The organism is Flavobacterium hydrophilum, from assembly GCF_003202405.1.
In the GTDB taxonomy this organism is placed as follows: Bacteria; Bacteroidota; Bacteroidia; order Flavobacteriales; family Flavobacteriaceae; genus Flavobacterium; species Flavobacterium hydrophilum.
The window spans coordinates 1,040,736-1,066,659 of record NZ_QJHL01000001.1 but is presented as its reverse complement, the minus strand read 5'-3'; the positions used below and the strand labels follow the sequence as shown (position 1 = coordinate 1,066,659).

Below are 25,924 nucleotides of genomic sequence, written 5' to 3'. Positions count from 1 at the left end.
TTTTTAAGGGGAGATAATAGTTCTTCTTTAGGGGTTTATATGTTCTTATTCATAAAAAAAAGCCAAATATTTCTATTTGGCTTTTCATTCACACTATCAACATTAAAACAATTTATTTATACTCTGCTTCTTTTTGTTCGTACCAGTCTTTCATGACATAAAAAGCTTTCTTTTTTATTCCTGAACTTGAAATCAGTCCTTTGCGGTTAAAGAAATCCTGAATATTAGGAAGCTGTCTTCTTGGCGACCTGAAATCAACCAGAATCCACGGAGAAACTCCTGCCAGCCCCTCAATACGGTTAAACATTTGAGTGTTTTGTATGTACAATTCTTCCTGATATTCTTCATTCCAACGCTCTTTTTTATCACCATGCAATCCTTGTAAAGCCTCTCCGCCAAATTCACTGATAATAACAGGTTTGTTGTACGGAATTACCCATTTCATATCTTTACAGGATTCGTTTGTCCCCCTGTACCATCCTAAATATTGATTGAAACTTACGATGTCAACAAATTCATTCATGTTATCATGAAGTGTGTTGGTGTTGTTTGGACTTTTGGTAACTTCCATAGCCATACTTATTAAGCGGGAATTATCCTGAGCACGGGCAAATTTCGCTAGTTTACTTAAAAAAACATCCCTGTCATCGCCATGAGGTGTTTCGTTAGCGATAGACCAGATTACGATTCCGCAACGATTTCTATCCCGGTAAATCATGTCATGCAGCTGACGTTCTGCATTGGCATACGTATCCGGATTTGTCCAGGAAATAGTCCAGTAAACCGGAACTTCAGACCAGATCATTATTCCCATTTTCTCCGCTTCTCTTACCATGTTTTCGTTGTGAGGATAATGTGCCAGACGTACATAATTGCATCCTAACTCTTTCGCCCATGTAAGCAAGGTAACGGCATCTTCCTGAGACCACGCCCTTCCTTGTCTGTAAGGTGCTTCTTCGTGAATACTGATACCTCTTAGAAAAACCTTTTTCCCGTTAAGCAAAATTTCTTTTCCTTTGGTTTCAATGGTTCTAAAACCAATTTTATCTGCAATATTTTCATCAGCTTTAGTTATGGTAACATCATATAATTTTGGCTTTTCCGGTGTCCATAAAACCGGTTTTGTTTTGATTTCAAAATAAGCCATTCCTTTTGAATCGGTGGTGATGTTTTTCTTGATTTTTAATTCGGAAATGTTAATTGAAACCGATTGATTTGCTGTTTCGGTATTCAGTTTAATCCAGCCTGAAATCTTCGTTTTATCCTTTTTATCCAACTGAACCAGATAATCTTCGATATAAGTATTCGGAACCTGTGCTAATGCCACATCTCTGGTGATTCCGCCATAATTCCACCAATCCATATTTACGGTTGGAACGTTATCTTTATGACGTTTGTTGTCGACTTTTACAACTACAAAATTATTTCCATCTACCAAAAGATTAGTAACATCGAAATTAAAAGGAGTGTAACCTCCAACATGGCTTCCGGCAAACTTTCCATTTACATACACTTTTGCATCATAATTGACTGCTCCGAAGTATAGAATTCCTTTCGTTTTGGAATCTTTTTTATAATTAAAATCTTTTTGGAACCAAACTGTTCCTTCATAAAAAAACAATCTTTCGTCTTTTGTATTCCAGTCAGATGGAATGTCCATTGTAGCCGAAGTAGCAAAATTGTATTCGGTTAATTCTGAAGTATTGAATTTCTTATTTTCAAAGAACCCGTTGTTTTTAAAGGGCATCAGACGGTAATCATAATAGCCGTTTTCTAATGGATCGACTATATAGCTCCATTTCCCGTTTAAATTAATGTTATTTCGTGCTGAAATATTAGAGAGTAGCGGAATGTCCTGCGCCATTGCTTTTCCCATCACAAATAAAGTACAGCACAGCATTACAATTTTTTTCATAGTCATTATTTTTAATTATATGGTCTAATTAATTTTAAACACATAGAAACATAGATTTACTTTGTGTATAAAAGGCGTTTTACTTTTTTTAAATTCACATAGCTAAATTTTATCTGCTGATCTGCTAAATCTGCGAGAAAAAAATTTTAAGCTCGCAGATTTAACAGATTTAGCAGATTTTTTTCTTAAATAAAACATAGCTAATCTGTTTCAGAATACGTTTCTACTTTATTTTCTAATTCTTTTTATTTATCAAAATAACGTGTCAACTCGTAAGCATTGTCATTGATTATTTTTATCTCTTTCAATAATGGCACATAGGGCTCAAACTTACTGTTGACGATCCCTTTGTTCGAATCTCTGTTGGAATAATCCGTACTTAAATCTTCCGGATCATTATCCATGTATTTAAACCAGTGCCAGCCAACGGAGTTCTTATTTTTCAGTAATTCTAATGTGAAATTTTGATAGAAAAGCCCTCTTTCTTTCTGTGTTCTCACAAGCCATCCCGCACCTGTATTGTTTGGCAGTCCGGAATCTTCTCCTTTTGTGTACCATTCTGTGATTAGAAATGGCTTTCCTGACCATTCACCCCAATTGTTCATCAGCTCCTGTCCTGGTTCCCATTTTCTGTAATGGTTTATCGAAACGATATCCATATATTTTCCGGCAACTTTAAAAATTTCCGGATTGGTCAGTTCCTGTTCTTTATCCTGATTGAAACGGCATCCTAAATAAAGATGATTGGGATCTGCTTTACGAAGTGCCGCTGTTACTTTCTTCATATACGTTTCAAAATAGAATGCCGTAAATGCCATACGGTCCTCCTGAGTGACATCTGTAATCGAAGCGTTAAAACCTTTTCTTTGGTCCAGCCATTCTTTTGCAGCAATATAGCCCTGCTCATCTTTGGCCAATAAAGTTAAATGTTTATCCAAAGCATCGTTGTACCATGGCAGTTCATTATCAGTAAAATAACCCATCAAATACTTATCATCTTTATATTGGGCAATCGGAGCTATCGCTTTTTCGACATACCCATCAAATTCTTTGTCGAAAACCATAACCAAATCAAAACGATAATTCTGCCAGCTGGCTTCTTTATATTTACCGCCGTATTTTTTAATATGATCCGAATGATACATTCCCATTGGTGAAACAATTACGGTATAAACCAACGGATTTTCGGATTTTCTCACTAAATCTACATTCGACCACGCACCCACTCCATTAAATCCGTTGCTGCGTAGAAATTGGGACTCTTGTTTTACCCAATTTTCAGGAGTACCATATTTTTTATCAAATGCTTTTTGTTGATTTACGGAGCGCCCGGCATTAAAAACGGCAATACCTTTGTAAATAAACGGATATCCTTCCGGGTCAATAATCCACCATCTGTCTTCTATTTTTTGTGTCCTAAAAAATCCGGTTGCTTCTTTCTGCCAGACTTTGCGTCCACCGTACATAGAAATCGGTCCTTCTTTTTTAATTTTAAAGGCAGGAAGTTTATCTACGGTTTTTGCTTCATAAGAAACCCAGTTCGGATCTAATGCATTTTGTCTGGCTTCGACTTTTGGATACTTTACGTTATTCTGTGCCTGTAAAGCAATTTGGCTTATAAGAAAACAGAACAATAAATAAATGGAATGTTTCATTAAAATGAATCTTTAATTTTTAGTATAATTCTTGGAAGAAAATATTGGGACAGCTATAAAAACTGTCCCAAATGATAGTCTTGGGGACAAAATTTATTTAGACAAATAGATATGATCAATGTCGAAAGTATAATTATTTAAAGTTCTGACATCTTCCGGGTCAACACTTCTTAATACCAATATGTCTTTGATTTTGGTTAAGTCTAATAATGGATTTTGTTCCTTGTATTTAGCAATTGGTATCTGAACCATATTCCAGTTACCGTCTCTTTTTAAACCATAAAGATTGCTTGTAGCATCAAATTCAACATAACCCGTATTCGAGGCATCTTTCATTCTGAATCTAATCTTGCCAGTACTTGTTGTTCTTACTGCCAGATTGAGATAGGTATAAGACGAAATATCCGTAACTGCTGTAAATTGTAAAATTGCCATCGCCCATTTTGCCTCAGCTGCCGGAGGAGTCGCCGGAAGTGTAAAGCTTCTGAAAGCTTCTTCATATCCACCTTCAGCAACCTGTGAAATAACAAACTGATTACTTGAAACCCAGTTCAACGTTTGGGCTGTTTTTGTAAAATCCGGACTGTCAGAATAAATTTTCAGTCCATCAACCGGCACAACAACCGGAGGTATTGCAGGTGCTTCAACCTCAACAGCAAATGTTTTTTTCTCTGTTAGATTATCAACATATGTTATTTCAAGTGTTGTAGTAAAACTTCCGCCTTTGGCATATTTTACAGTCACATTTGGGTCGGCGGATGAACCCGGAGACCCACCCTGAAAAGTCCATTTTATAGCACGCACTTTTGTTGAAGTACTAGTGTAGGTCACCGTTTCGCCTGCCTTAATAGCCGTATTGGTAGAAGTTGCTTCCAGCTTTCCCGGTGTATATAAATAAACCTCACGCACATCAGCTTCACAGGAAAGTAAACTTATAGAAAGCACTAAAATGAAATATCGTAATTTTAATATTGAATTTATTTTTGTAGTCATGATTTCAAAATTTTTGGTTAATAAAAGGTTAGATAGTCTAATTATTTCAATAAAAACTGCTGTGAGAGATTCCCGATTGTAATTTTGAAAGTTCCTTTTTCTGAAACCCATTTTAAGTCGTTATTGACAAATTGTAAATCTTTTTGATTCAATGTAAAATGAACCGTTTTGGTTTCATTTGCCGCTAAATTTATTTTTTCAAAACGTTTTAAAGCCTTTACTTCCGGTGTGATACTGGCATACAAATCGCTCAGATACAGCAGAACCGATTCTTTTCCGGCCAGTTTACCTGTATTGGTTACATCAATACTAATAGCAATTTCGTCAGTGGCATTGATCTCTGTTTTGTCAATTTTAAGGTTTGCATACGTGAAAGTCGAATACGATAATCCGGTACCAAATTCAAACTGAGGCTGGTAGCTTCTCTGATATTTTGCATCGTCATTTTGCTCGTCGGTAGCCAGACTTTCAGTGTACTTTCTATTGTATTTCTCTAATGAATTTGGATATCTCGGATAGTTATAAGGCAATCTTCCACTTGGGTTTACGTCACCGTACAGAATATCCGCCAAAGCTCGTCCTCCTTCATTTCCTGGAAGATAACACTGAATAACCGCATCCATTTTATCTTCAAAATCACTAATTATTCTGGGTCTTCCTTCATTTAAAACTAAAACAATGGGCTTATTTAATTTTGATAATGCCAATGCCAGTTTTATTTGTGAAGCACTTATATACAAACTGCTAATATCACCAGGAGTTTCAGTATAGTTTTTTTCGCCCAGGCAAAGAATAATTTTCGATGCGTCCTTTGCTAATGTTACAGCATTCTCAATTTCCTGATCGTTTTCAAGCATTAAATCGGCTCCTTTGGTATACAGAATATTTGCTGCGCCTGCTTTGTTTTGCAATGCTTCCAGAATGGTGAATTTATCTCCCGCTAATTCATCTGTTTTATCTCCCTGCCAGGTATAGGTCCACCCTCCGTTTAACGAAACCATGCTGTTGGCAGTCGGACCAGTAACGAGTATTTTTTCGTTTTTATTTAAAGGCAAAACCGCATTTTTGTTCTTTAACAAAGTGATCGATTCTGCTGCAGCATTGTAGGCTTCTTTAATGAATTCAGGAGAACCAAACTTTGGATACAGTTTTGAATCGGCGATTGTGCCTTCGAATAAATTCAGTTCCATTTTCATTTTAAGAATTCGGCTTACCGCATCGTCAATTCGTGACATCGGAATTTCTCCTTTGTTTACTAAGTCCAGTAAATCAATACAAAAAGAATAATTCTCAGGAACCATACTCATGTCAATACCAGCTAAAACAGCAATTTTCACTGCTTCTCTGTTGCTTTCCGCCACTTTATGACGAGTGTGGAGATAGATGATGTCTTTCCAGTCTGTTACAACCACACCCGGAAACCCTAATTCTTTTTTCAGAACATCGGTGATTAAGTATTTACTGGCGTGAACCGGTGTTCCGTTTATTTCTCCGGAACTGATCATGACGCTTTTGGCACCAGCCTTAATAGCGGCTTGATAAATAGGAAGATCAAATTGTCTTAAAACACGCTCCGGAATAATACTTGGTGTTCTGTCTTTTCCGGTGGTAGTGCTTCCGTAGCCAATAAAATGTTTCATACAGGAAGCTACGTGGTATTTCGAACCAATGTCGCCGCCTTCAAAACCGGAAATCATAGCTTCACCCATTCTTGAAGTTAAATACACATCTTCTCCAAAAGATTCCCAAATTCTGGACCATGCCGGATTTCTCGGCAAATCTAAATCAGGAGAAAACACCCACGGAATCGAGGAAGCCCTTGTTTCGTAAGCTGAAATTTCGGCTCCTTTTTTTACAATTTCCGTATTGAAAGTTGCTGCCATACCAATTTGCTGCGGAAATAAAGTAGCGCCTTGTGTATAACTCGCACCGTGAATAGCATCGATACCGTATAAAACCGGAATTTTAAGTCGGGTTTTATTGCTTACTTTACTAATCGCAGTCATGATATCATTCCATCCTTTTGCAGTAGGCGCATACGGATAAGGCGTATTTAATATCGAACCAATGTGGTACTTCTGAATTCCTTCAGCTAGTTTTGTTTCAACAAGATCCGGTTTTCCTTTATCTTCAAAAGTACCTAAAGTAATCTGGGTCATCTGTCCGATTTTTTCCTCAAGAGTCATTTTAGCCAGAAGATCTGAAACTTTCTTGCCGATTATGGTATTTTTATCTGAACTATTTTGTCCGAATGCAACAGAACAACAGAGGATAAAAGAGTACAGAAGTGTAATTGTATTTTTCATTTGAATGTTATTTGAGAGAAGAGAGAATAGAAGCAGGATTTGAGAAGCAAGAAGCAAGACTGTTGAGAAGTCTTTCTTCTTTGCTCTTTCATTTATTTCTTTTATTTTCCTTGACTCTAATTTTCTTTTTACTTTAAACCATCTAAAAATCCCTGATATGCCGGTTTTTTGTTATAATCAGCATCCAGAAGCAACGGATATTCTTTTGAATGCCAGAAGCTTGTCAGCCAGGTATATTTATCGGTTACACCCCAGGTTGTGATGGCAAATTTTTGGTTTTGAGGCAGTTCTTCATACATCGTTGTAATGTATTTATAGGTTTCTGCCTGTTTTTGATTCTCCACATCATTAAAAACATATGTATCAGATTTAGCCGTGTTTACTTTAATGTCTAATTCTGAAATATGAATTAGCAGTCCTGTTGAAGCAAGATCTGTAAAACCGGTCTTCATCGTTTGTCTGTTTGTGTCGGTCGCATAGTGAAACTGATCTCCTACACCATCAATCGGAACTCCGTTGGCTTTAAATCTCGTCACCATCTTTTTTATGGCTGCTCTTTTTCCGGCATCTATGACCACACTATAATCATTGTAAAATAATTTTGCATCCGGATCTGCTGCTCTTGCGTATCGAAAACATCTTCCGTAGAAACCAATTGGATCTTTAAATACCGGTTTTATCACATTCTCATCGCGTAAAGCTCCACCATCTGCAAAAACTTCATTTACTACATCCCAGCTTTTTACTTTTCCTTTGTAACGTGTTACTACATCAGTAATATAAACCTTCACCTTAGCCTCGTAGGTAATGGAGTCGTATTTTGCATTTTTAAACCAGTCCGGAAATGAATTATACCAGACCAGAGTATGTCCGTGTACTTCCATGTTGTTGTCTTTGGCAAAATTTACCAAATAATCGGCTGCTGTATAATTACTGGCAGTGGATGAAGTCCAGATACTTGCCATTTTCATTTCAAACTCTGCAGAAATCTGATTGTAATGTTTTAAAACCGCGTTTTTGTAACTGACTTCTCCCTGCAGGTCTTTCATTTTTACCGCAGCCCCTATTTTAAATTTTGCTTTCTCTTTTAGCGTCTGCGTTACAGGATTCGGATTAACGGGGCCTCCATCTTCATCTGCATTTATAAAAACTACTTTTTCATCGTTGCTGCATGAAGCAAATACAAAAGCAGTCAGTACACCTAAAATAATTTGTTTATTTATCATCGTGTTATTTTTTTAAGGATCTGAAAACTCATCATTTCCAGATCCGTTGTTATTTTGAAAACATTCTTTAGCTTAATATCCTACATTAAATCCTGCAGGTTTTCCCATTAGATCAATCTGGCTTTGAGGAATTGGCATGTTTACCATTGCGGGAGTCATTTTTAGCTGTACTTCACCTGAAATAGTACCTGAAGGACTTGAACGGAAATATAAATTTTGTCTTTCTACCAAAAGCCCTAATCTTTTCAAAAGGAACCATCTGTTGTTTTCAAAAGCCAGTTCTCTTGCTGATTCATCCAAATAAGTATTCAGAGTCCATGTTGTAATATCATAAGTAGCATTTGTACTTAAAGGATCTCCTGTGTAACCTCTTCTTCTTACTTTATTAAGGTATTGAAGCGCCTTTGTATCATTACCCAAATTATGATATGCTTCAGAAGCCAATAAATACGTTTCGGCTAATCTGTAATACATATAATCTTTGTAGCTGTCTGAAGTCTGAGGCAGTTTCTCTGTATCATGGTATTTTTTCAAACTCCAATGCCATGCTCTGTAATTCCCGTTTGGAGCTGCAATTGCAGGATTGGTAATTGGCTGGCCAAAATTTGGATTTCCGGCAACATTAATTTTATAATCCAGGTAATTATCCGAATAATAATAGGTCTTAAACCTTAAATCGTTAGCCTGATCATAAAGTGATTTCAAATAATTGTTCGGGTAAAACCAGCCTAAAGACTGTCCTCCGTAAGCTACTTCCTGAACCAGTTCGCTTGGCTTTAATTCGTAAGTTCTGTTGGTAAAAACACTGCTCAGCCAGGAACCTCCCCCACCTGCTAAATTATCATTTGGACCTAATAAGAAATCTTTCTGATAAGTGAAAAGAGACTCTTTATGATTGGCATTTTGTCCCCACACTTCACCTAGTGTTACCAAAGCATGTGTTCCGTCATTTATAATAGCATCAAACTGTGCTGCAGCTCCTGTCCAGTCCTGCTGCCATAAGGCACTTTTTCCGCGAATGTGTCTTGCAACTCCCTGACCATAACGTCCCGGATCTACTTTAAAAGGAAGATTGGCGATTGCATAATCAAGGTCTCCATCGATTAATTTGTATACATCAGCATCGCTGGCCACTTTGTATTCTACGGGATCATTGATGTTTTCCGGAGTGGTTGGAATAGTGTCAATTAATATCCCTCCATACATTTGTTTCAAATCCAGATACAATTCACCTCTGATTACACGAGCCTGAGCCACCAGTCTTTTCTTTGCATTTTCATCCATAGAAACCGATCTTGCCGAAGTTATAATAGCAGAACATCTGTCGATAATTTTATATCCCTGAATCCATTTTGATCCTGTATAAGCAGCCGGATTATGACCGGTTCCATAAGGGGTATTCCAGGTTCTGTGCAATCCTAAATCTGTTGCCACCATAAAAAACACATTGGCCCACAAATCACTATTATCACCTGATGGCAGATTATAGTATCGCATTTGATTGTAAAGCGCATTTACACCAACCTCTAAACCGGCTGGAGTCGTGTAGATATAATCTACTGCAATCTGATCTTTTACGGTTTCTTCCAGAAAATCTTCACATGAAGTAAATCCCAGAGAAAACACGAATATCAAAACAAATAGAAAATTTATATTTTTCATGATCTTGTTATTTTTTAATTTATTATATGTGTTAAACTGCGCCATTAAAAACCAACTTGTAAACCGATAACACAAGTAACAGGTTCCGGATAATCACCTACATTTTTTTCAGGACTGTACGACTGAAAATCTGTAATGGTCACTAAATTACTTCCCGTTACATAAAGTCTTAAATTCGTCAATCCTAATGATTGAAGTGTGTTTTCCGGCAGGGTAAAACCAAGCGATACATTTTGCAGTCTTATATATGAAGCATCCTGTAACCCTAAAGTATACATGTAAGGCGGATCGTTACCGTCTCTTGGTCTTGGCCAGTTTCCACCCGGATTTTCAGGAGTCCAGTAGTTTTGTTTGATACCATTTTTAACACCTCTTAAAGATCCGCCCTGAACGTATCCATATAAATAAGCGTTGTCTTTCGTAATGCCCTGAACAGTATAAACATCAGCAGAAAAATCGAAACGTTTGTATTTCATGCTTAATGAAACTGTTCCGAACCAGTCCGGCATTTTTGAAGTGATTACCCTGTCTTCATCAGGATTTGGAGTTGCACCGTTTGACGGATTTGCATCATATAATTTTATATCTCCCGGCAATAATGTCGTACCGGTAATTACAGGAATAGTTTCACCAATCTGATAGATTCCAACCGCTTTATACTGGTAATACACATCGATTGGTTTGCCAATAAACCATAAATTTCCAACTGCATCATCTTCTTTTCCGTCTCCGTTTGTATCCTTGCCATAAATACTTACGATGCTGTTTTTATTTTTTGTAAAAGTCGCACCCAGATTCAGACTAAAATCTTTCTTTTTTATAAGTTCAGAATTCAAACTGATCTCAAGACCTTTGTTATTTACTTTTCCAAGATTAGACAATTTGGTTGTGTAACCTGTGTTTGCATTCAGTGCTTCATAAATCAATAAATCTGAAGTATCGGTATCATAAACTTCAACAGTACCACTTAATCTGTTTTTGAATAAACCGAAATCCACAGCAAGATTCAATTGTGTTGAAGTCTCCCATTTCAAATCCGGATTAGACAGTTGATTTCCCGGAATAAATCCCGATACTTTTATCCCATTGATGATATAATCCCTTTGGTTAGCACTAGCCATACTCTGATACGGATTTTGAGGCTGATTACCCACTTTTCCGTAACTCGCTCTTAATTTTAAGTTGCTGATTACGGGAGCATGTTCTGTTATAAAATCTTCTTTGTAAACATTCCACGCTGCATTTACCGCTGGGAAATATCCCCATTTATTATTTTTTCCAAATACGGATGAACCATCAGCTCTTCCTGAAACTGTAAAATAATATTTGCTGTCAAAGTCATATTCCAGTTTTCCTGCAAAAGAAATTAAAGATCTTTCGTTTCCACCAATTTCAGGTGTGTTTAAAAAGGCACTTTCTAAACCATATATTCCAAGTATGTCACTTGGTATTCTGCTTGCCGAATTTCTAAAATCATTATATTCAGATGTAGTAGTTTCCTGTACCCCTGTAACAGCAAAATGATTTTTTTCTGCCACTTTGAAATTATAATTCAAAATATTACTGATCTGATATTCCACATTGTCCCTAAAAGAAATGCTTCCGCTTCCTTGTCCTGAATTTGCAATACCCGAAAGTGATTTTGAAGTATTAAAAGCCATGCCTTTGTAATTCCAAGATCTTCTGCTGGTGTTTAATTTATAAGTAAGGCCTTTTAGAATATTGATATCCAGAAAAACATTCATAATATCATTTCTGCTCGTTTCATTTAATGTGGTTTCGTAGATATCAATAAGCGGATTTGGTGTTTCCTGTATTCCTCCCGGCAAATGACGGTAAGATCCATCGTCATTGTAAATTCTGCCAAGCGGTGATGTCGTAATAGAATAACTCAGGATATTCCCTACCCTTGAATCATTTGATATTGAATTATTCAAAACATTACCTGAATTTGGATTGTTTGATTCTGAAAACTGAAGTGAAGCGTTCATTCCTATTTTCAGCCAGTTATTGATTCTCTGATCCACATTAATCCTCATCGCTACTTTCTCAAAATCAGAATTCGGAATTACACCTGTTGTATTAATGTAATTAAGACTGGTAAAAATACTGGTCTTATCAGTTCCCGAAGAAACACTTAAACTGTGGTTATTGGTAACACCTGTTCTCATAATATGTTCCTCCCAGTCTATGTATTTCCCTGACTGAACAGACTCTAATTCAAGCGGAGAAAAAACCTGATTGTCTGGTCTGTAAACACCATTGTTACTGGTTCTGTACGCTTCTCTTTTTAATTGTGCAAATTCTTCACCGCTGTAAATGTCAAAATTTCGGTTTACGGTCTGAACGCCTGAGAAACCATTATAGGCAATTTTTGCTTTTCCTGCCTTTCCTCTTTTAGTCGTAATTAGGATTACACCATTTGATGCCCTTGCTCCATATATAGATTGTGCGGCGGCATCTTTCAAAATTTCTAAAGAAGCGATATCATTTGCATTGATGTCGTTGATACTTCCTATTACTATACCATCAGCAATCACGATTGGTTCATTGCTTCCGTTAATGGATTTTTTTCCTCTGATTTGTATTGAAGAAGAACTTCCGGGACCTCCATCAGATAGAGTAACCTGAACTCCGGCTGCTTTTCCTCTAAGCATCTCACCAACATCAGATGTGGCTACTTTTATCAGGTCATCTGCTTTTACAGATGCAACGGAACTGATTACGTCGCTCTTCTTTTTTATACCATAACCTACTACTACTATTTCATCCAATACTTGTGAACTGGGTTTCAATACTACTTTCAGGTTCTTTTTATTTTCTGTTTCTACAGCAACCTCATCCATCCCGATAAAAGAAAAAACCAATATCCCTTTTGAAGGCACATTGATACTAAAGTTACCATCAAAATCAGTTTGTGTTGCTTTTGTGCTTCCTTTGACATGTACATTTACACCCGGTAAAGGCATCGCTGTGTTGTCTGTTACTTTTCCTGTAACCAGACTTTCCTGTGCACTCATGTTTGTGGCAATCACACACATAAATAGGGTTAACATTAATTTTAGATAATTCCCTCCAAGAAAAAGCATCTTTACGTGTTTGTTGTTTTTCATTGTTAAAATTTTAAATTGGTTAGTTAGATAAATTCATTAGTAATTTATATTGCAAAAGTGATTAATAAATGACGGTATCAGGGGAGCAATATATTCGTTTTTAGGGGCACGAACGTATTTATTTATCAATTTCACCCCTTTTTATCCCTTTAAAAACGGGATTCGTAATAAAAAACTTAAAATTCAATAGAAATGTATTTTGGGATGTAAAGGCAAAAAATAACACAAAATCCTACAAGCATTTTCTACCATCAATATATATTCGATATTGTAGAGACGCACAGTAGTGCCTCTAACATCTGGTATAGTTTCCTAATAAAAAAAAGACGCACTACTGTGCGTCTCTATGTAAAATATATATTGTAATTAATTATTCTTTGCTGGTTTGTGAACTTTTATAAATCGTTGGCGACAGATTATAGAACTTTTTAAATTCCTTGCTAAAATGTTTCCTGTCATTAAAACCAACCATATAGGTTACTTCAGATACAGAATAAGTGGTGTTCATTAATAAACTTGCGGCTTTTTTTAATCGCATGTTTTTTATAAAACCCGCTACTGAGTGATTTGTTAATGTCTGTACTTTTTTATACAGTACCGTTCTGCTCATTCCTATTTCATTGACCAGATCATTCACATCAAAATTTGGATTATCGATGTTTGATTCAATTATATGAGTCAGTTTTTTCACGAATAATCCTTCAGGAGTATTTACATTTTCCTGTTCTGAATCTGAAATAAATCTTTCGCCATATTTTTGACGCATTATTTCTTTTGAAGACAACAGGTTCATTATCGTTAATTTCAATTCCTCAATACTAAAAGGTTTTGAAATATAAGCATCCGCGCCGGTAGAAAGCCCTTCAATTCTGTTTAATGTTGAGGATTTTGCCGTTAACATGACAACAGGAATGTGATTGGTGTTCAGACTGGTTTTTAAAATCTTACACAATTCAAAACCATCAAGTTCAGGCATCATTACATCACTTACAATAAGGTCCGGAATTTCTTTTTCCATATAGTCAAGGGCATCCTGACCATTTGTGAATTTTAAAACTCTGTATTCCGTGTGCAGAATATCCGAAATAAAAGACAGTACTTCTTCATTATCGTCAATAACAAGAATCGTCTTCTTAGTATTGCCTTCTGATTCTTCTAAATAATCAATTTCATGTTTATCAAATTCTGTTTGAATATCAGAAATTGGGCTTTCGGATTCACTTATAGACACGGCACTGTGTTCTACAATTTGGGATTTTTTAAAGTGATCTTTTCCTTTCTTTAGTGTAATGGTAAAAATCGTAGTAAAATTGGCATCGGCTTCCGTCTGTACTTTTATTTCGCCATGATGGAGTTCTACAATACTTTTGCTCAAAGCCAGACCAATTCCACTTCCCAAATTTGCGCTTCCGCGATCATCCAACTGAAAAAAGTTCTTGAAAATTTTCTTTTTTCTGTTTTCAGGAATTCCGATACCATTGTCTTTTACTTTGATTTCTATAGAATCGGATTCCTCTTTTTGCTCTACTGCCAAAGTGATTTTGCCGCCTTTATTAGTAAATTTAAAAGCATTCGAAAGCAGATTGTAAATTACCTTTTCCATCTGGTTTTTATCAAAATAGATCAGGGCTGTATTGATATTTAATACAAACTTGTAATCAATTTTCTTCTCAACAGAAAAGCCTCTGAAAGACTCATAAATATCAAAACAGAAGGAAACAATGTCCTGCTGTTCGCAATAGATCTTCATACTACCTTTTTCTGCTTTTCTAAAGTCCATTAATTCATTTACCAATTTTAATAAACGGTCTGAATTATTTTTTATGATTTTTAATTTATGCTCTAATTTCGAATCCTTTTCCGCACCGCTTAAAAGTTCTTCGACAGGTCCGCTTATAAGGGTCAGTGGGGTTCTGATTTCATGCGAAACATTGGTAAAAAAGTCAAGTTTCATTTTGTATAATTCCTCTTGTCTTTGCTTTTCTACCTGTTCTAAATAAAAGGCCTGTTTTAGTAATTCACGATTTCTGAAAAAACGAAAAAGCGTAACAGAACCTGCCAGCATCAAAACAAAATAGAATATATAGGCCCACCATGTTTTCCACCAGGGAGGAAGCATTGTTATTTTTAAAGTTTTGACAGCCGGATTCCATTTACCACCGGCATCTGAAGTTTTTATTTTTAGAAGGTATGTGCCCGAATTTAGATTCGTTAAATTAATATAATGCTGATTACCCAGAGTATGCCAATCGTCTTTGTTAAAAGAACTTTCCAGTTTATAAGCATACTCATTTTTTTCAGGATTGACGAAATTCATTGCACTAAATTCAAGACCAATATAGCCCTGATCATACCCTAAAGTAATTTCTGACGTTTCACTTATATAATTATCTAACGGAACATCCTTATTTCCGGGTCTTATTTCTTCATTATTTACAATCAGCTTTGTTAGTACTATCTCACTGTTATCTTTGGTTTTAATGAGTTTTGAAGGATTAAAAATGATTAGGCCATTCGAGGAACCAAATACAAGTTTGTCATTCAGTTTCGTACTGCTGTTATTAGAAAACTGTTTTACTTTCAGCCCATTTTTTGATGAATAATACGTAATCTCGAAATCAGAAATTTTGGGCACAGGGTTATTCTTTTTGGTTTTGATCTTATAAAGCAAATTATTGTCGCTGACCCAAATATTCCCCTCCGAATCTTCTGAAATGCTTTTTATGGTTTCGTCCGTAAAGCCCATTGCTTTATTAATTTCAAAAAAGCGTTCTGACTTTTCATCGAATAAATTGATTCCACCGCTTTCAGCACCAATCCAAAATCTGTTTTTAGAATCCGTAAACATAACCGTCAGGCTATTGTTTGGCAATTTGCTCTTCCCTCCTGTCTTGAATACCTTTGTAACTTTTTTTAATCTTTTATCGAAGAAATTGAGTCCATATTGCGTGGCGATCCATAAACCATTTTTTCTGTTTGCTATATCCGTAATAAAGTTATCGCTGATTGAATTTCCAGAACCATCTGCCATATAGCTTTCAACAGTACCATCCTGTCCAACTTTTTTTAATCCGTTTCCGTTTGTACCCACCCAAAGATCTCCATTATCCATTAGCAACGAAGTTATAGGCCTTTCACCTTCTTTTGAATTCTTTTGTGAAAGCGGAAGAATGCTAAAAGTTTTACTGCTTTTATTGAACCTGAACAGCCCTTTGAAAGTTCCGCAATATAAATTCTGCGCATTTTGATGCACTAGAGACGTTATCATATTAGCCGTCCTTTCAAAATCATTATAATTGATTAGATAAGAAGTATTTTGATTGTTCTGAAAATTCAGATGATTCAGTCCTCCTCCATTTGTTCCAACCCATAAAGTGCCGTCACTGTCTGTCGCAACCGCGTTTACAAATGCATTATTAAGACCAAAATTTGGTTTAATAACTTCTGTGATATTGGTGAAATTAGTGTTGGTTTTCTGAAAAAAGTTGACGCCGCCGCCATTTGTTCCAACCCAAATATCTCCGTGACGGTCTTTTAGAAAACATTTCACATCATCATCAGAAAGACTATAGCTTGTTAATGGATTGTGTCTGTAATTTGTAAAACCATTTTTATCTTTCTTAAAGACACTTAAACCATTTTTAGTAGCAAACCAAATAGTATTCGAATCTGCCACTACAATATCATTGATCCAGTTCGATGATAAGCTTCTCTTGTTATTGAAATCAACTACATAATTGGTTACCATTTTTTTTGCCTCTGAATAATGAAACGCTCCGTTAGTCTCTGTTGCAAACCATAAATCACCATTTTTTTCCTTAACTACTTTCCAGATTTTAGAATGTAGTAAAACTGCATTATTTTTTAGGCCTTCAGGTAAGTTCTTTTTCGAACCATTTTTAGGATCAAAACATTCCAATCCTTTAGATGTACCAACGAATACACCTAATTTGTTATCATAGAATAAAGAAAGAACCCTGCTTTTTCTAAATAGAGAATTATGATCATTAGAAATTTCTTCTAATAAATACTTCTGTTTATTGAGCCGTTTTACTCCTCCAAATGTTCCAACCCAAATCCTGTTATTATCATCCTGAATAATAGAAGAGATGTAATTTCGTCCTCCTTTGACTTTCTGAACATCAACTCTTAAAAAATTATTTTCTTTTTTATTAAAAAGATTTAAACCATTATTGGTTCCTATCAAAAGCTCCTTTTCGTTATCTTCCAATATCACGTTTATATGACTATTACTTATAGTGGTCAGTATATCTTTATTATAGACGTATCTTGAAAAGTTGTAGCCATCATAACTGATCAGACCGTTTGCAGTCCCTATCCAGATAAACCCTTTTCTGGTTTGATGAATACTGGAGATCATACTTTGAGAGAAACTTACATCATAATTAATATGATCAAAATGAAAATCTGTCCGCTGAGCCAGAACATTGGAGCTAAAAGAGATTGAAAAAAATAAAATAACACTTAAAATAGATGTTTTAATGTTCTTCATAAATTGATTTAATAGAAACTAAATAATTAAATTCTGGTTTGATCCGTGAATTGTTAATTCAATAAAAAAACTAATCAAACATCTTGCAATGTAAACCTAATACAAAAAAAAACGGGTTTTATTTTTTCTTTTTAAGGGGTGTATTTGTACTTATGGGTACTAATTTAAAAAATAAATTCACTTCAACCATGTATTAAATAGCCTCAAAAATAAAGGCTTATAGAAAAAAAATGTTTTTAGTCTTATTTCAAATTCGAATACGTTTTTCAATATTTTCAAGCAAATTGTAATTGCTTAAATTCGTGATTTACCCTTCACATAATATTCGAAATATCCTGTATCATTTTACAATTGTTTGTTTCATATTATAACTTGCAACATATTTACATTCTTTTTTTGTAAGTAAAATCATAACAAGTATATATCTTAGCCTAAATTTTCTACTACAATTTAAATCCCACAAATCCCAATAGATTTTAATGTGTTTGCCAGGTTTATGATCTGGCATACCTTCATTCATGTCATTAATTATTTTGCTTTATGTGATGAAGCTGATAATTTTAATGATCTGAGTCTCTATAATTATTGAACAGTAACACAACAAGCTGATTAATAATAAATCATAAGAATAAGCTAGAAATATTGGTTTTACAAGAGCTATAATTCGAATTAATGATATCTAAAAACTTTATTTAAGATGATTTTTGAAGTGATTCAAATAATTACGGAACAAGTAAACAACTATCTCGATGAAATTGGGCTGGAAAAATCTGTAGTTGCTGAAAATATTGCCTTTTTAGAGTCTCAAAATGAAGATATTGCTACAACCTTAAAAGATAGTGTGGCACTTACTTTAATCAATTTAGACGAAGAAGCTACTTTAAAAAACTTCCCAAATCATACTATCGAAAATGCTAAAACAATTTATAAAAACAGCATCATCAATTTAAATCTTTATATCCTTTTTAGCGCTAACAGAGATAAATATATCAACTCACTTAAAGATATTTCAAAAATCATTGAATTCTTTCAGGGAAAAAAACTTTTTACACAAGCCAATACTATTTACAACAGAAACAATATTGCCATGAGTAATGTTGACAATTTCAGATTTACAGTTGAACTCTACACTCCTACTTTTGAAGAATTAAATTATATATGGGGGACATTAGGCGGTAAACAATTTCCATCAGCATTATATAAAGTGAGCATGATACAAATTGAATGCAACATCGCACAGGCCGAAGGACAACTTATCAGTCAATTAGAAGGTATAACAAAAAGAAAAGAACAGTCATGAGTTTTAATCTTAGATATGGATTGTTATTTGAGGTAACACTCTTACACAATTATTTCCTAAATAGCGGTGAAGATACATATACAGCTATGTCGACTGAGGATAAGAGAAAGATGCTTCACAAATTCAATAGTGATTCATTTACATCCATAACTCCAACTGTTGAAACCAGCATACGTTTAAGAAATTTCAAAATGCTGTTTAAGCCAACTAAAACAGGATTTAGGGTATACATTAAAGTAAAGGAAGATGATACAATCGATCCTTTTATAAGTGTTCCCGCTGATTTAAAACTAGACTTTAAAGTCTCTGTCAACGACTATCAGTTTGAGAATTATACTAATTTGGAATTTGCCCATAAACAAATCTTTTTATTCAGCAACGTCAAGCCTTCAACTGAACCCATAAGTTTTGAGTATATTCCAAAGATTAATAATAATGTACTCATTTCAAATGATTATCTGGTATCAGAAGAAACTACAGTGCATTTCATATCTGAACTCCATACTCCCGAAAGACAAGATGTTTTCGGAATAATTTCATTGGCGATGCGAGGCGACAACAATTCGAAAGATATTTTGAATAATTCGGGTAAAATGATAGGTCCGAATTTTAAGATTCATTTTGATAATAGAAAAACGTTATGGAAATACATAAATCGAAAAGCAGGAACCGTAATTGAAACCAAAGCAGTAAAACCATTAACACTCTCTGGTTTTGTTGAACTTAACCCTGATACCGATTTTACTTCTGTACAACCAGAAAACAGTCAATACCCTAATCCATCTGTTAAATCAATAATAAAAATCAATAGTGATTACTATTCGGAAATATTTATTTAATAATTAAAAAACAAATCAATTATGGCAACAACTTACAAAACGCCTGGAGTATATGTTGAGGAAATCGTAAAGTTTCCTCCTTCTGTTGCTCAGGTAGAAACAGCGATTCCCTGTTTTATTGGCTATACTGAAAAAGCCACAAACAAGATTAATGGAGATTTGAAATTGAAACCAACAAGAATAACATCTCTTTTAGAATACGAACGCTTTTTTGGCTTTGCAAAACCAGAAACAACAATTAGTGTTACCATTAATGATGTTTCAGGTGATAATGGAGACACAAGATCTATTGTTGTGGATCAGCCAACTTCAAAACAGCCTTTTTTGATGTATTATTCTTTGCAGTTATTCTTTGCAAATGGCGGTGGTCCTTGCTACATTATTTCGGTAGGGCGTTATGGAAATGATTTAGATGAGGCAGACACTCAGATTACAGCAATCAATAACAGTACTGCATTAAACGACGGATTAGCAGAATTAGAAAAGGTAGACGAACCAACACTAATTTTATTTCCTGATGCAACAAAAGTAAGCGGCATAACTACAACTGATTTCTACGGATTATACAATAATGCATTAATGCAATGTCAAAACCTGCAGGACAGATTTACCTTAATTGATACTTTAAGTTATGATGAATCAAGCCCAACAGATACTAATATAGATGATTTGAGAGCTAAAATTAGTTCTGAAAAAGACACTATTAAATACGGTGCTGTTTATTATCCTCACTTAGAAACCATATTAGACTATGCGTTTGACAGTAGTAAAATTATATTAAAACATTACTCCTATACGGCAAAAGCCTATGATCAAATCGCTGCAGGACTGGTAACTATCGAAAATCCAGCTACAGGGATTGATGCGACTGTAGCTAAATTGATTGATGTCACCACTACACCCGGAGATATTTCCGGTCAAGTGAGTGATCTGTTTTTACAGATGTACAGTAACGATGCAACTGGTTTTGATTTAGGTGGAACCTTTGTTAGTAACCCTGCAAAAAAAACAGCTTTCCTTGATAAACTGAATGTTTTACTTACTTCTCTAGAAAGCTTGTCTCTTTTGAGAAATTCGCTGAACGACGAAGCAAATGCAGCAATCAGCACGATATCTGATGAGGATATGGTTATTGCAAATAGTATCACAAGTACTTTGACTGCATTTAATCTGAATTTTACTGATGCAAATAAAATTGACTCTGTATATAAAAACCTAAAAACATTAAAAAAGAAGATACAGGACGAGAACGCAACAGCTAAACTGCTAAAAATTATATCAACGGATACTGTAAGTTTTGATAAAGAATTAAAAAAATTGGTAAACTACACTGATTTAAACACTCAAACCGGAATTACTATAGTTACAAATAATTTTTCCGGTATTAAAGCATCCCTGCTTTCACTTGTAAATGCGATTAAATCTGTGAGCGGAAAAGATGTTAATAATGGCGCTTTGAACGGAAGAAAACTAAGCACTTTAGAAAATATCGACAATGCGACTTTTAATAAGATCCTTACTGAAATTTACAACCTCCCAATAACACTTCCTCCAAGCTCTGCTATTGCGGGAGTTTATGCCAGAGTTGACAGAGACAGAGGCGTATGGAAAGCTCCTGCAAATGTAAGTCTGAACTATGTGATAAAACCAACCGTTCAAATAACAAATACCATTCAGGACAACTTAAATATTGATACGGTTGCAGGTAAATCTATCAACGCTATCAGAACTTTTACCGGCAAAGGAACCTTGGTTTGGGGGTCAAGAACCCTAGCCGGTAATGATAGTGAATGGCGCTATGTACCGGTTCGTCGCTTTTTTAATATGGCCGAGGAATCTATTAAAAAAGCAAGTGAACAGTTCGTTTTTGAACCTAACGATGCCAATACCTGGATAAGAGTAAGAGCTATGATTGAGAATTTCTTAATTCTTCAATGGAGAGCCGGAGCTTTGGCCGGAGCAAAACCGGAACAAGCTTTTTACGTAAGAATCGGATTGGGACAAACCATGTCAGCGATGGATATTTTAGACGGTAAAATGATAATCGAAATTGGTATGGCAGTAGTTCGTCCGGCTGAGTTTATCATCCTTCGTTTCTCTCACAAAATGCAGGAATCTTAATTAAATAATCATCATTAAAAATATACAGATCATGAGTTATCCATTATCAAAGTTTCATTTCTCAGTTGACTGGGGTGGAACAAAAATAGGTTTTACAGAGGTTTCCGGATTAGATGTCGAAACTGAAGTTATTGAATACCGTCAGGGCGCAAGTCCGGAATACAGCAAAATCAAGATGCCGGGCATGCAGAAGTTCTCTAACATTACCATGAAAAGAGGCACTTTTAAAAGCGATAATGAATATTACGCCTGGTGGAATACGGTAAAACTAAACACCATCGAAAGAAGGGATATTACCATCAAATTACTTAATGAGGAACACGAACCTGTGATTACCTGGAAAGTAAAAAATGCATGGCCAACAAAAGTGCAGTCAACTGATTTAAAAGCCGATGGAAACGAAGTAGCCATCGAGTCAATAGAATTGGTTCATGAAGGCTTATCTATTCAAAATGACTAATTATGGCTAACTATTATCCACCCGTAGGCTTTCATTTTCTGGTTGAATTTGATTCACTGGGTACAAAAGAAAAAGACCATCAATTTCAATCTGTTTCAGGACTTTCTGTAGATCTTGAAACAGAAGAAATTGTAGAGGGTGGAGAAAATAGATTCAAACACAAACTTCCTGTAAAAACCAAATACCCCAATTTGGTTTTAAAAAGGGGGATACTTATTGATTCTGACGTAATTGAATGGTGCCGAAAAGCATTAGAAAATTTCGAATTTAAGCCTGTAGATTTAACTGTAAAACTCCTGAATCAAGACCATCAACCTTTAATGCACTGGAAAGTTATACATGCCTATCCTGTAAAATGGGCAGTTGAAGATTTTAGTGCCTTAGAAAGCAAAATTGTAATTGAAAGCTTTGAACTCGCTTATAATTATTTCACGCTTCATAAAAAATAATTTTATCATGCCAATTGAAATCAAAGAGCTTCATATTAAAATAAACGTGAGCGAAAATCCAAATTCGGGTTCAAAACCAGCTTCTTCATCAGCTACTGAAAAAGACAATATAGCTGAGTGTGTCGAGCAGGTAATGAAGATTATTGAACGAAAAAAAGAACGCTGATATGACTGCAACTAATGGTGAATTAAAAAAACTGAAGATCATTGCCTACAGCGATCCTCAATTCAACAATCCAATTTCGGATATTGAAGAGTTCGTTACTCTGATGAATCCTGAAAAGTATACTTTTCATTACAAGATCGAACAAGATACAACGCAGGCAGCCGGAACGAGCAGTCCTGCACCAAGATTTACCGCAATTGCTCCGGAGGAATTAGAACTGGATTTTGTTTTTGACCGAACTGGCGTTATTGCCGGCAAAGAAAGTACAGAAAATGGTGTTATTGAAGACATTGAGCATTTTAGAAAGGTAATTTTAGAATATAATGGCACAGAACATAAGCCAAACTATTTAAAAATTGCCTGGGGAAGTCTGCTCTTTAAAGGATCTCTCACAGAAATGACCATTGAGTATAAACTTTTCAGACCTGATGGAACCCCCGTTAGGGCTATTGCAAAAGGAAAATTTAAAGGAGTTGTTGAGGATGAGTTAAGAGCAAAACAGCAAAACAATCAATCTCCTGATTTAACACATACCAGAATTGTAAAAGCAGGCGATACGCTTCCTTTAATGTCTTTTAAAATCTATGGTGATTCAAAATATTATCTCGAAGTAGCAAGAGCCAACAAGCTTATCAATTTCAGAAAATTAAAAATTGGTCAAAAAATATTTTTCCCTCCTCTACAAAAACAACAATGATGAACAATAGCGGCGTCATACAAACCAGTAAAAGTGCAGATTTAGTAACGCACAAATTGCTCATTGAGGGAACTGAACTGTCTGGCATTTACCAGGTAATGAGCATTGTAGTTCATAATGAGGTGAATAGAATACCTATGGCGCAAATTATTTTGACCGATGGAGATGCTGCCGCACAAGATTTTAAATTAAGTAATGAAGATTTGCTCGTTCCAGGAAAAAAAATAGAAATAAAGGCAGGCTATCACAGTGACGAAGAAACTATTTACAAAGGAATAGTTGTAAAACATTCCATAAAAATAAAAGATAATTCATCGCTGTTAATTGTGGAATGCAAAGACGAAGCAGTAAAAATGACCATTGGGAGAAAAAGCAAATATTTTTATGATGTAAAAGACAGTGATGCTTTTGAAGATATTATAGGCACTTACGGATTAGAAAAAGATGTGGAAAGCACCAATTTTAGTCATAAAGAGTTAGTACAGTACAATACTTCCGACTGGGATTTTATTGTTTCCCGTGCACAAGCCAATGGAAAATTATGTTTTGTCGAAAACGGTAAAATTTCGATTAAAAAACCAGATTTAGCTTCAGAAGCAGTTGAAACAGTTGCTTTTGGTGCGAGTATGTTAGATTTTGATGCCGAAATTGATGCTCGAAATCAGTTTGCCAAAGTTTCATCTTACAGTTGGAATGCGTCGAATCAGGAATTATTAGAAATTGAAGCCAAAGATCCGAGCGTAAGCCTAAACGGAAATTTATCTCCTTCTGATTTATCCGATATAGTAAAGCTCGAAAATTTAGAATTGCGTCACGGCGGTCATGTTACGGATACCGAATTGCAAGATTGGGCGGATGCAAAATTATTATTTCAACAACTGTCAAAAGTTCGTGGAAGAGTCAAATTTCAAGGTATTCCCGCAGTAAAACCCAACACGATTATTATGCTTGAAGGTGTTGGAGATCGTTTTAATGGCAAAGCATACATTACAGGAGTTTTCCATGAAATTGCAAACGGAAATTGGACTGTAAACGCGCAGTTTGGATTGAATCCGGAATGGTTTTCTGAAACTTATGACATCAATACACCGTCGGCTTCAGGAATAATTCCATCCATAAAAGGACTGCATATTGGTATTGTAACCCAGCTTCAGGACGATCCCGACAGCGAAGACAGAATTTTGGTAAAAATACCCATTATCAATAATGAAGAACAAGGTATTTGGTGCAGAGTTGCTGCCCTGGATGCAGGTGACAACAGAGGTACCTTTTTTAGGCCCGAAATTGAAGACGAAGCAATCATTGGCTTCATCAACGAAGATCCTAATGATGCCATTGTATTAGGAATGCTCCACAGCAGTGCAAAACCTGCTCCGCTAAAAGCAGCTGACGATAACCATCAAAAAGGGATTTTTACACGAAGTGAAATGAAAGTGCTGTTTGATGATGATAAAAAATCGATAGCTATCGAAACTCCGGCAGGAAAAAAAATAACACTGGACGAAGACAAAGGATCTATAGTTATTGAAGACGAAAATTCTAACGTGATTACAATTGACAGCGCAGGAATAAAAATGGAAAGTGCAGGCGATATTTCAATAAAAGCAACAGGCGATGTAAAAATTGAAGGCACCAATGTAAATGTAAAAGCAACCGCCCAATTTAAAGCCGAAGGCAGTGCTGGCGCAGAAATGTCGTCGGCAGCAGTGGCGATAGTTAAGGGCAGCATTGTTCAGATAAATTAACTCGTCCCTCCTATTACTTTCAGTTCAAATTCTTAAATAAAAAAATTATGGGAGCACCAGCCGCAAGAATCAATGATATGCATGTTTGCCCAATGGTAACAGCAACTGTTCCTCATGTAGGCGGCCCAATATTGCCGCCAGGCGCACCTACAGTATTGATAGGCGGTCAGCCGGCAGCCTGTTTAGGAGATATGATCACTTGCACAGGTCCACCTGATAGTATTATAGCGGGTTCAGCCACAGTGCTTATTGGAGGAAAACCAGCCGCAAGAATGGGAGACTCAACTGCGCATGGCGGAACAATTGTAATAGGATGTCCAACCGTTTTAATAGGTTAATTATGGAAAGTAAAGAAGCTTTTTTAGGTACTGGATGGAGTTTTCCGCCAGAGTTTAAAAAAAACACTAAAGCAGTCGTCATGACATCTGATGAGGCAGATATTAAAAGCAGTCTGGAGATATTACTTTCTACCAAAATTGGCGAACGTATTATGCTGCCCAGGTATGGCTGTAATATGGACGAATTACTTTTTGAAACATTAGACAGAACACTAAAAACCTATGTTTCAGAGCTCATAAAAACGGCCATTTTATATTACGAACCAAGAATTGATGTTGACAAAATTGACATCACACAAGGTGATGATTTAGAAGGAGAATTATTGGTCATAATCGATTACAGAATAAGAAGTACAAACTCAAGAAGCAATCTAGTTTATCCATTTTACAAAGGAGAAGGCACTAATATTTAAAAGTTTATAAGCT

At 35.5% G+C, this 25,924-nt stretch carries 18 protein-coding genes; 10 read left to right on the top strand and 8 right to left on the bottom strand.

Going from position 1 to position 25,924, the window contains the following annotated elements; all coding sequences use genetic code 11:
* Nucleotides 1-112: 112 nt before the first annotated feature.
* The 8 genes from DMB68_RS04245 to DMB68_RS04210 all read right to left on the bottom strand — a co-directional run bounded on the left by DMB68_RS04245 (nt 113) and on the right by DMB68_RS04210 (nt 17,383).
* Nucleotides 113-1,915: a glycoside hydrolase family 2 protein gene (locus DMB68_RS04245; protein ID WP_110345404.1), complete on the bottom strand. Its 1,803-nt coding sequence runs from the start codon at nt 1,913-1,915 to the stop codon at nt 113-115.
* A 245-nt stretch (nt 1,916-2,160) separates the two neighbouring features.
* Nucleotides 2,161-3,570, bottom strand: coding sequence for a hypothetical protein (locus DMB68_RS04240; protein ID WP_110345403.1), 1,410 nt, complete (start codon nt 3,568-3,570; stop codon nt 2,161-2,163).
* Between the two features lie 93 nt (nt 3,571-3,663).
* Nucleotides 3,664-4,563 carry a PKD domain-containing protein gene (locus DMB68_RS04235; RefSeq protein WP_110346341.1) on the bottom strand — a complete coding sequence of 300 codons (900 nt, stop codon included), beginning with the start codon at nt 4,561-4,563 and terminating at the stop codon, nt 3,664-3,666.
* 41 nt (nt 4,564-4,604) lie between these two features.
* Complete coding sequence (locus DMB68_RS04230; protein WP_110345402.1) at nt 4,605-6,869, bottom strand: glycoside hydrolase family 3 N-terminal domain-containing protein; 2,265 nt, start codon at nt 6,867-6,869, stop codon at nt 4,605-4,607.
* Between the two features lie 128 nt (nt 6,870-6,997).
* Nucleotides 6,998-8,095, bottom strand: a complete 1,098-nt coding sequence (locus DMB68_RS04225) for an endo-1,4-beta-xylanase (protein WP_110345401.1) — start codon at nt 8,093-8,095, stop codon at nt 6,998-7,000.
* Between the two features lie 72 nt (nt 8,096-8,167).
* Nucleotides 8,168-9,757 (bottom strand): RagB/SusD family nutrient uptake outer membrane protein, encoded by a 1,590-nt coding sequence (locus DMB68_RS04220; protein ID WP_110346340.1) that lies wholly within the window; start codon nt 9,755-9,757, stop codon nt 8,168-8,170.
* Between the two features lie 44 nt (nt 9,758-9,801).
* Complete coding sequence (locus DMB68_RS04215) at nt 9,802-12,870, bottom strand: SusC/RagA family TonB-linked outer membrane protein (protein ID WP_110345400.1); 3,069 nt, start codon at nt 12,868-12,870, stop codon at nt 9,802-9,804.
* 370 nt (nt 12,871-13,240) lie between these two features.
* Nucleotides 13,241-17,383 (bottom strand): hybrid sensor histidine kinase/response regulator transcription factor, encoded by a 4,143-nt coding sequence (locus DMB68_RS04210; RefSeq protein WP_110345399.1) that lies wholly within the window; start codon nt 17,381-17,383, stop codon nt 13,241-13,243.
* Nucleotides 17,384-18,080: 697 nt separating this feature from the next.
* On the opposite strand from DMB68_RS04210, the gene DMB68_RS04200 reads away from it, so the two are divergent.
* Genes DMB68_RS04200 through DMB68_RS04160 form a run of 10 tightly spaced genes read left to right on the top strand, consistent with a single transcriptional unit; the run spans nt 18,081 to nt 25,911 of the window.
* Complete coding sequence (locus DMB68_RS04200; RefSeq protein ID WP_110345397.1) at nt 18,081-18,683, top strand: DUF4255 domain-containing protein; 603 nt, start codon at nt 18,081-18,083, stop codon at nt 18,681-18,683.
* Nucleotides 18,680-19,522, top strand: a complete 843-nt coding sequence (locus tag DMB68_RS04195; protein ID WP_110345396.1) for a hypothetical protein — start codon at nt 18,680-18,682, stop codon at nt 19,520-19,522. The genes DMB68_RS04200 and DMB68_RS04195 overlap by 4 nt, the downstream gene beginning before the upstream one ends.
* 21 nt (nt 19,523-19,543) lie before the next feature.
* Entirely contained in the window at nt 19,544-21,643 is a 2,100-nt protein-coding gene (locus DMB68_RS04190; protein ID WP_110345395.1) for a phage tail sheath C-terminal domain-containing protein, read from the top strand.
* A gap of 31 nt (nt 21,644-21,674) precedes the next feature.
* On the top strand, nt 21,675-22,103 hold the full coding sequence (locus DMB68_RS04185; RefSeq protein ID WP_008463601.1) for a phage tail protein: 429 nt from the start codon (nt 21,675-21,677) through the stop codon (nt 22,101-22,103).
* A 2-nt stretch (nt 22,104-22,105) separates the two neighbouring features.
* Nucleotides 22,106-22,552 carry a phage tail protein gene (locus DMB68_RS04180; RefSeq protein ID WP_110345394.1) on the top strand — a complete coding sequence of 149 codons (447 nt, stop codon included), beginning with the start codon at nt 22,106-22,108 and terminating at the stop codon, nt 22,550-22,552.
* 7 nt (nt 22,553-22,559) lie between these two features.
* Nucleotides 22,560-22,718, top strand: coding sequence for a DUF5908 family protein (locus DMB68_RS23305; RefSeq protein WP_165830092.1), 159 nt, complete (start codon nt 22,560-22,562; stop codon nt 22,716-22,718).
* Between the two features lies 1 nt (nt 22,719).
* Nucleotides 22,720-23,415, top strand: a complete 696-nt coding sequence (locus tag DMB68_RS04175) for a CIS tube protein (protein WP_110345393.1) — start codon at nt 22,720-22,722, stop codon at nt 23,413-23,415.
* Entirely contained in the window at nt 23,412-25,160 is a 1,749-nt protein-coding gene (gene vgrG / locus DMB68_RS04170; RefSeq protein WP_231131579.1) for a type VI secretion system tip protein VgrG, read from the top strand. Before DMB68_RS04175 ends, vgrG begins: the two co-directional genes overlap by 4 nt.
* 47 nt (nt 25,161-25,207) lie before the next feature.
* On the top strand, nt 25,208-25,498 hold the full coding sequence (locus DMB68_RS04165; protein WP_053470586.1) for a PAAR domain-containing protein: 291 nt from the start codon (nt 25,208-25,210) through the stop codon (nt 25,496-25,498).
* A gap of 2 nt (nt 25,499-25,500) precedes the next feature.
* A complete protein-coding gene (locus tag DMB68_RS04160) occupies nt 25,501-25,911 on the top strand; it encodes a GPW/gp25 family protein (protein ID WP_053470587.1) in 411 nt (136 codons plus the stop codon).
* Nucleotides 25,912-25,924 lie beyond the last annotated feature (13 nt).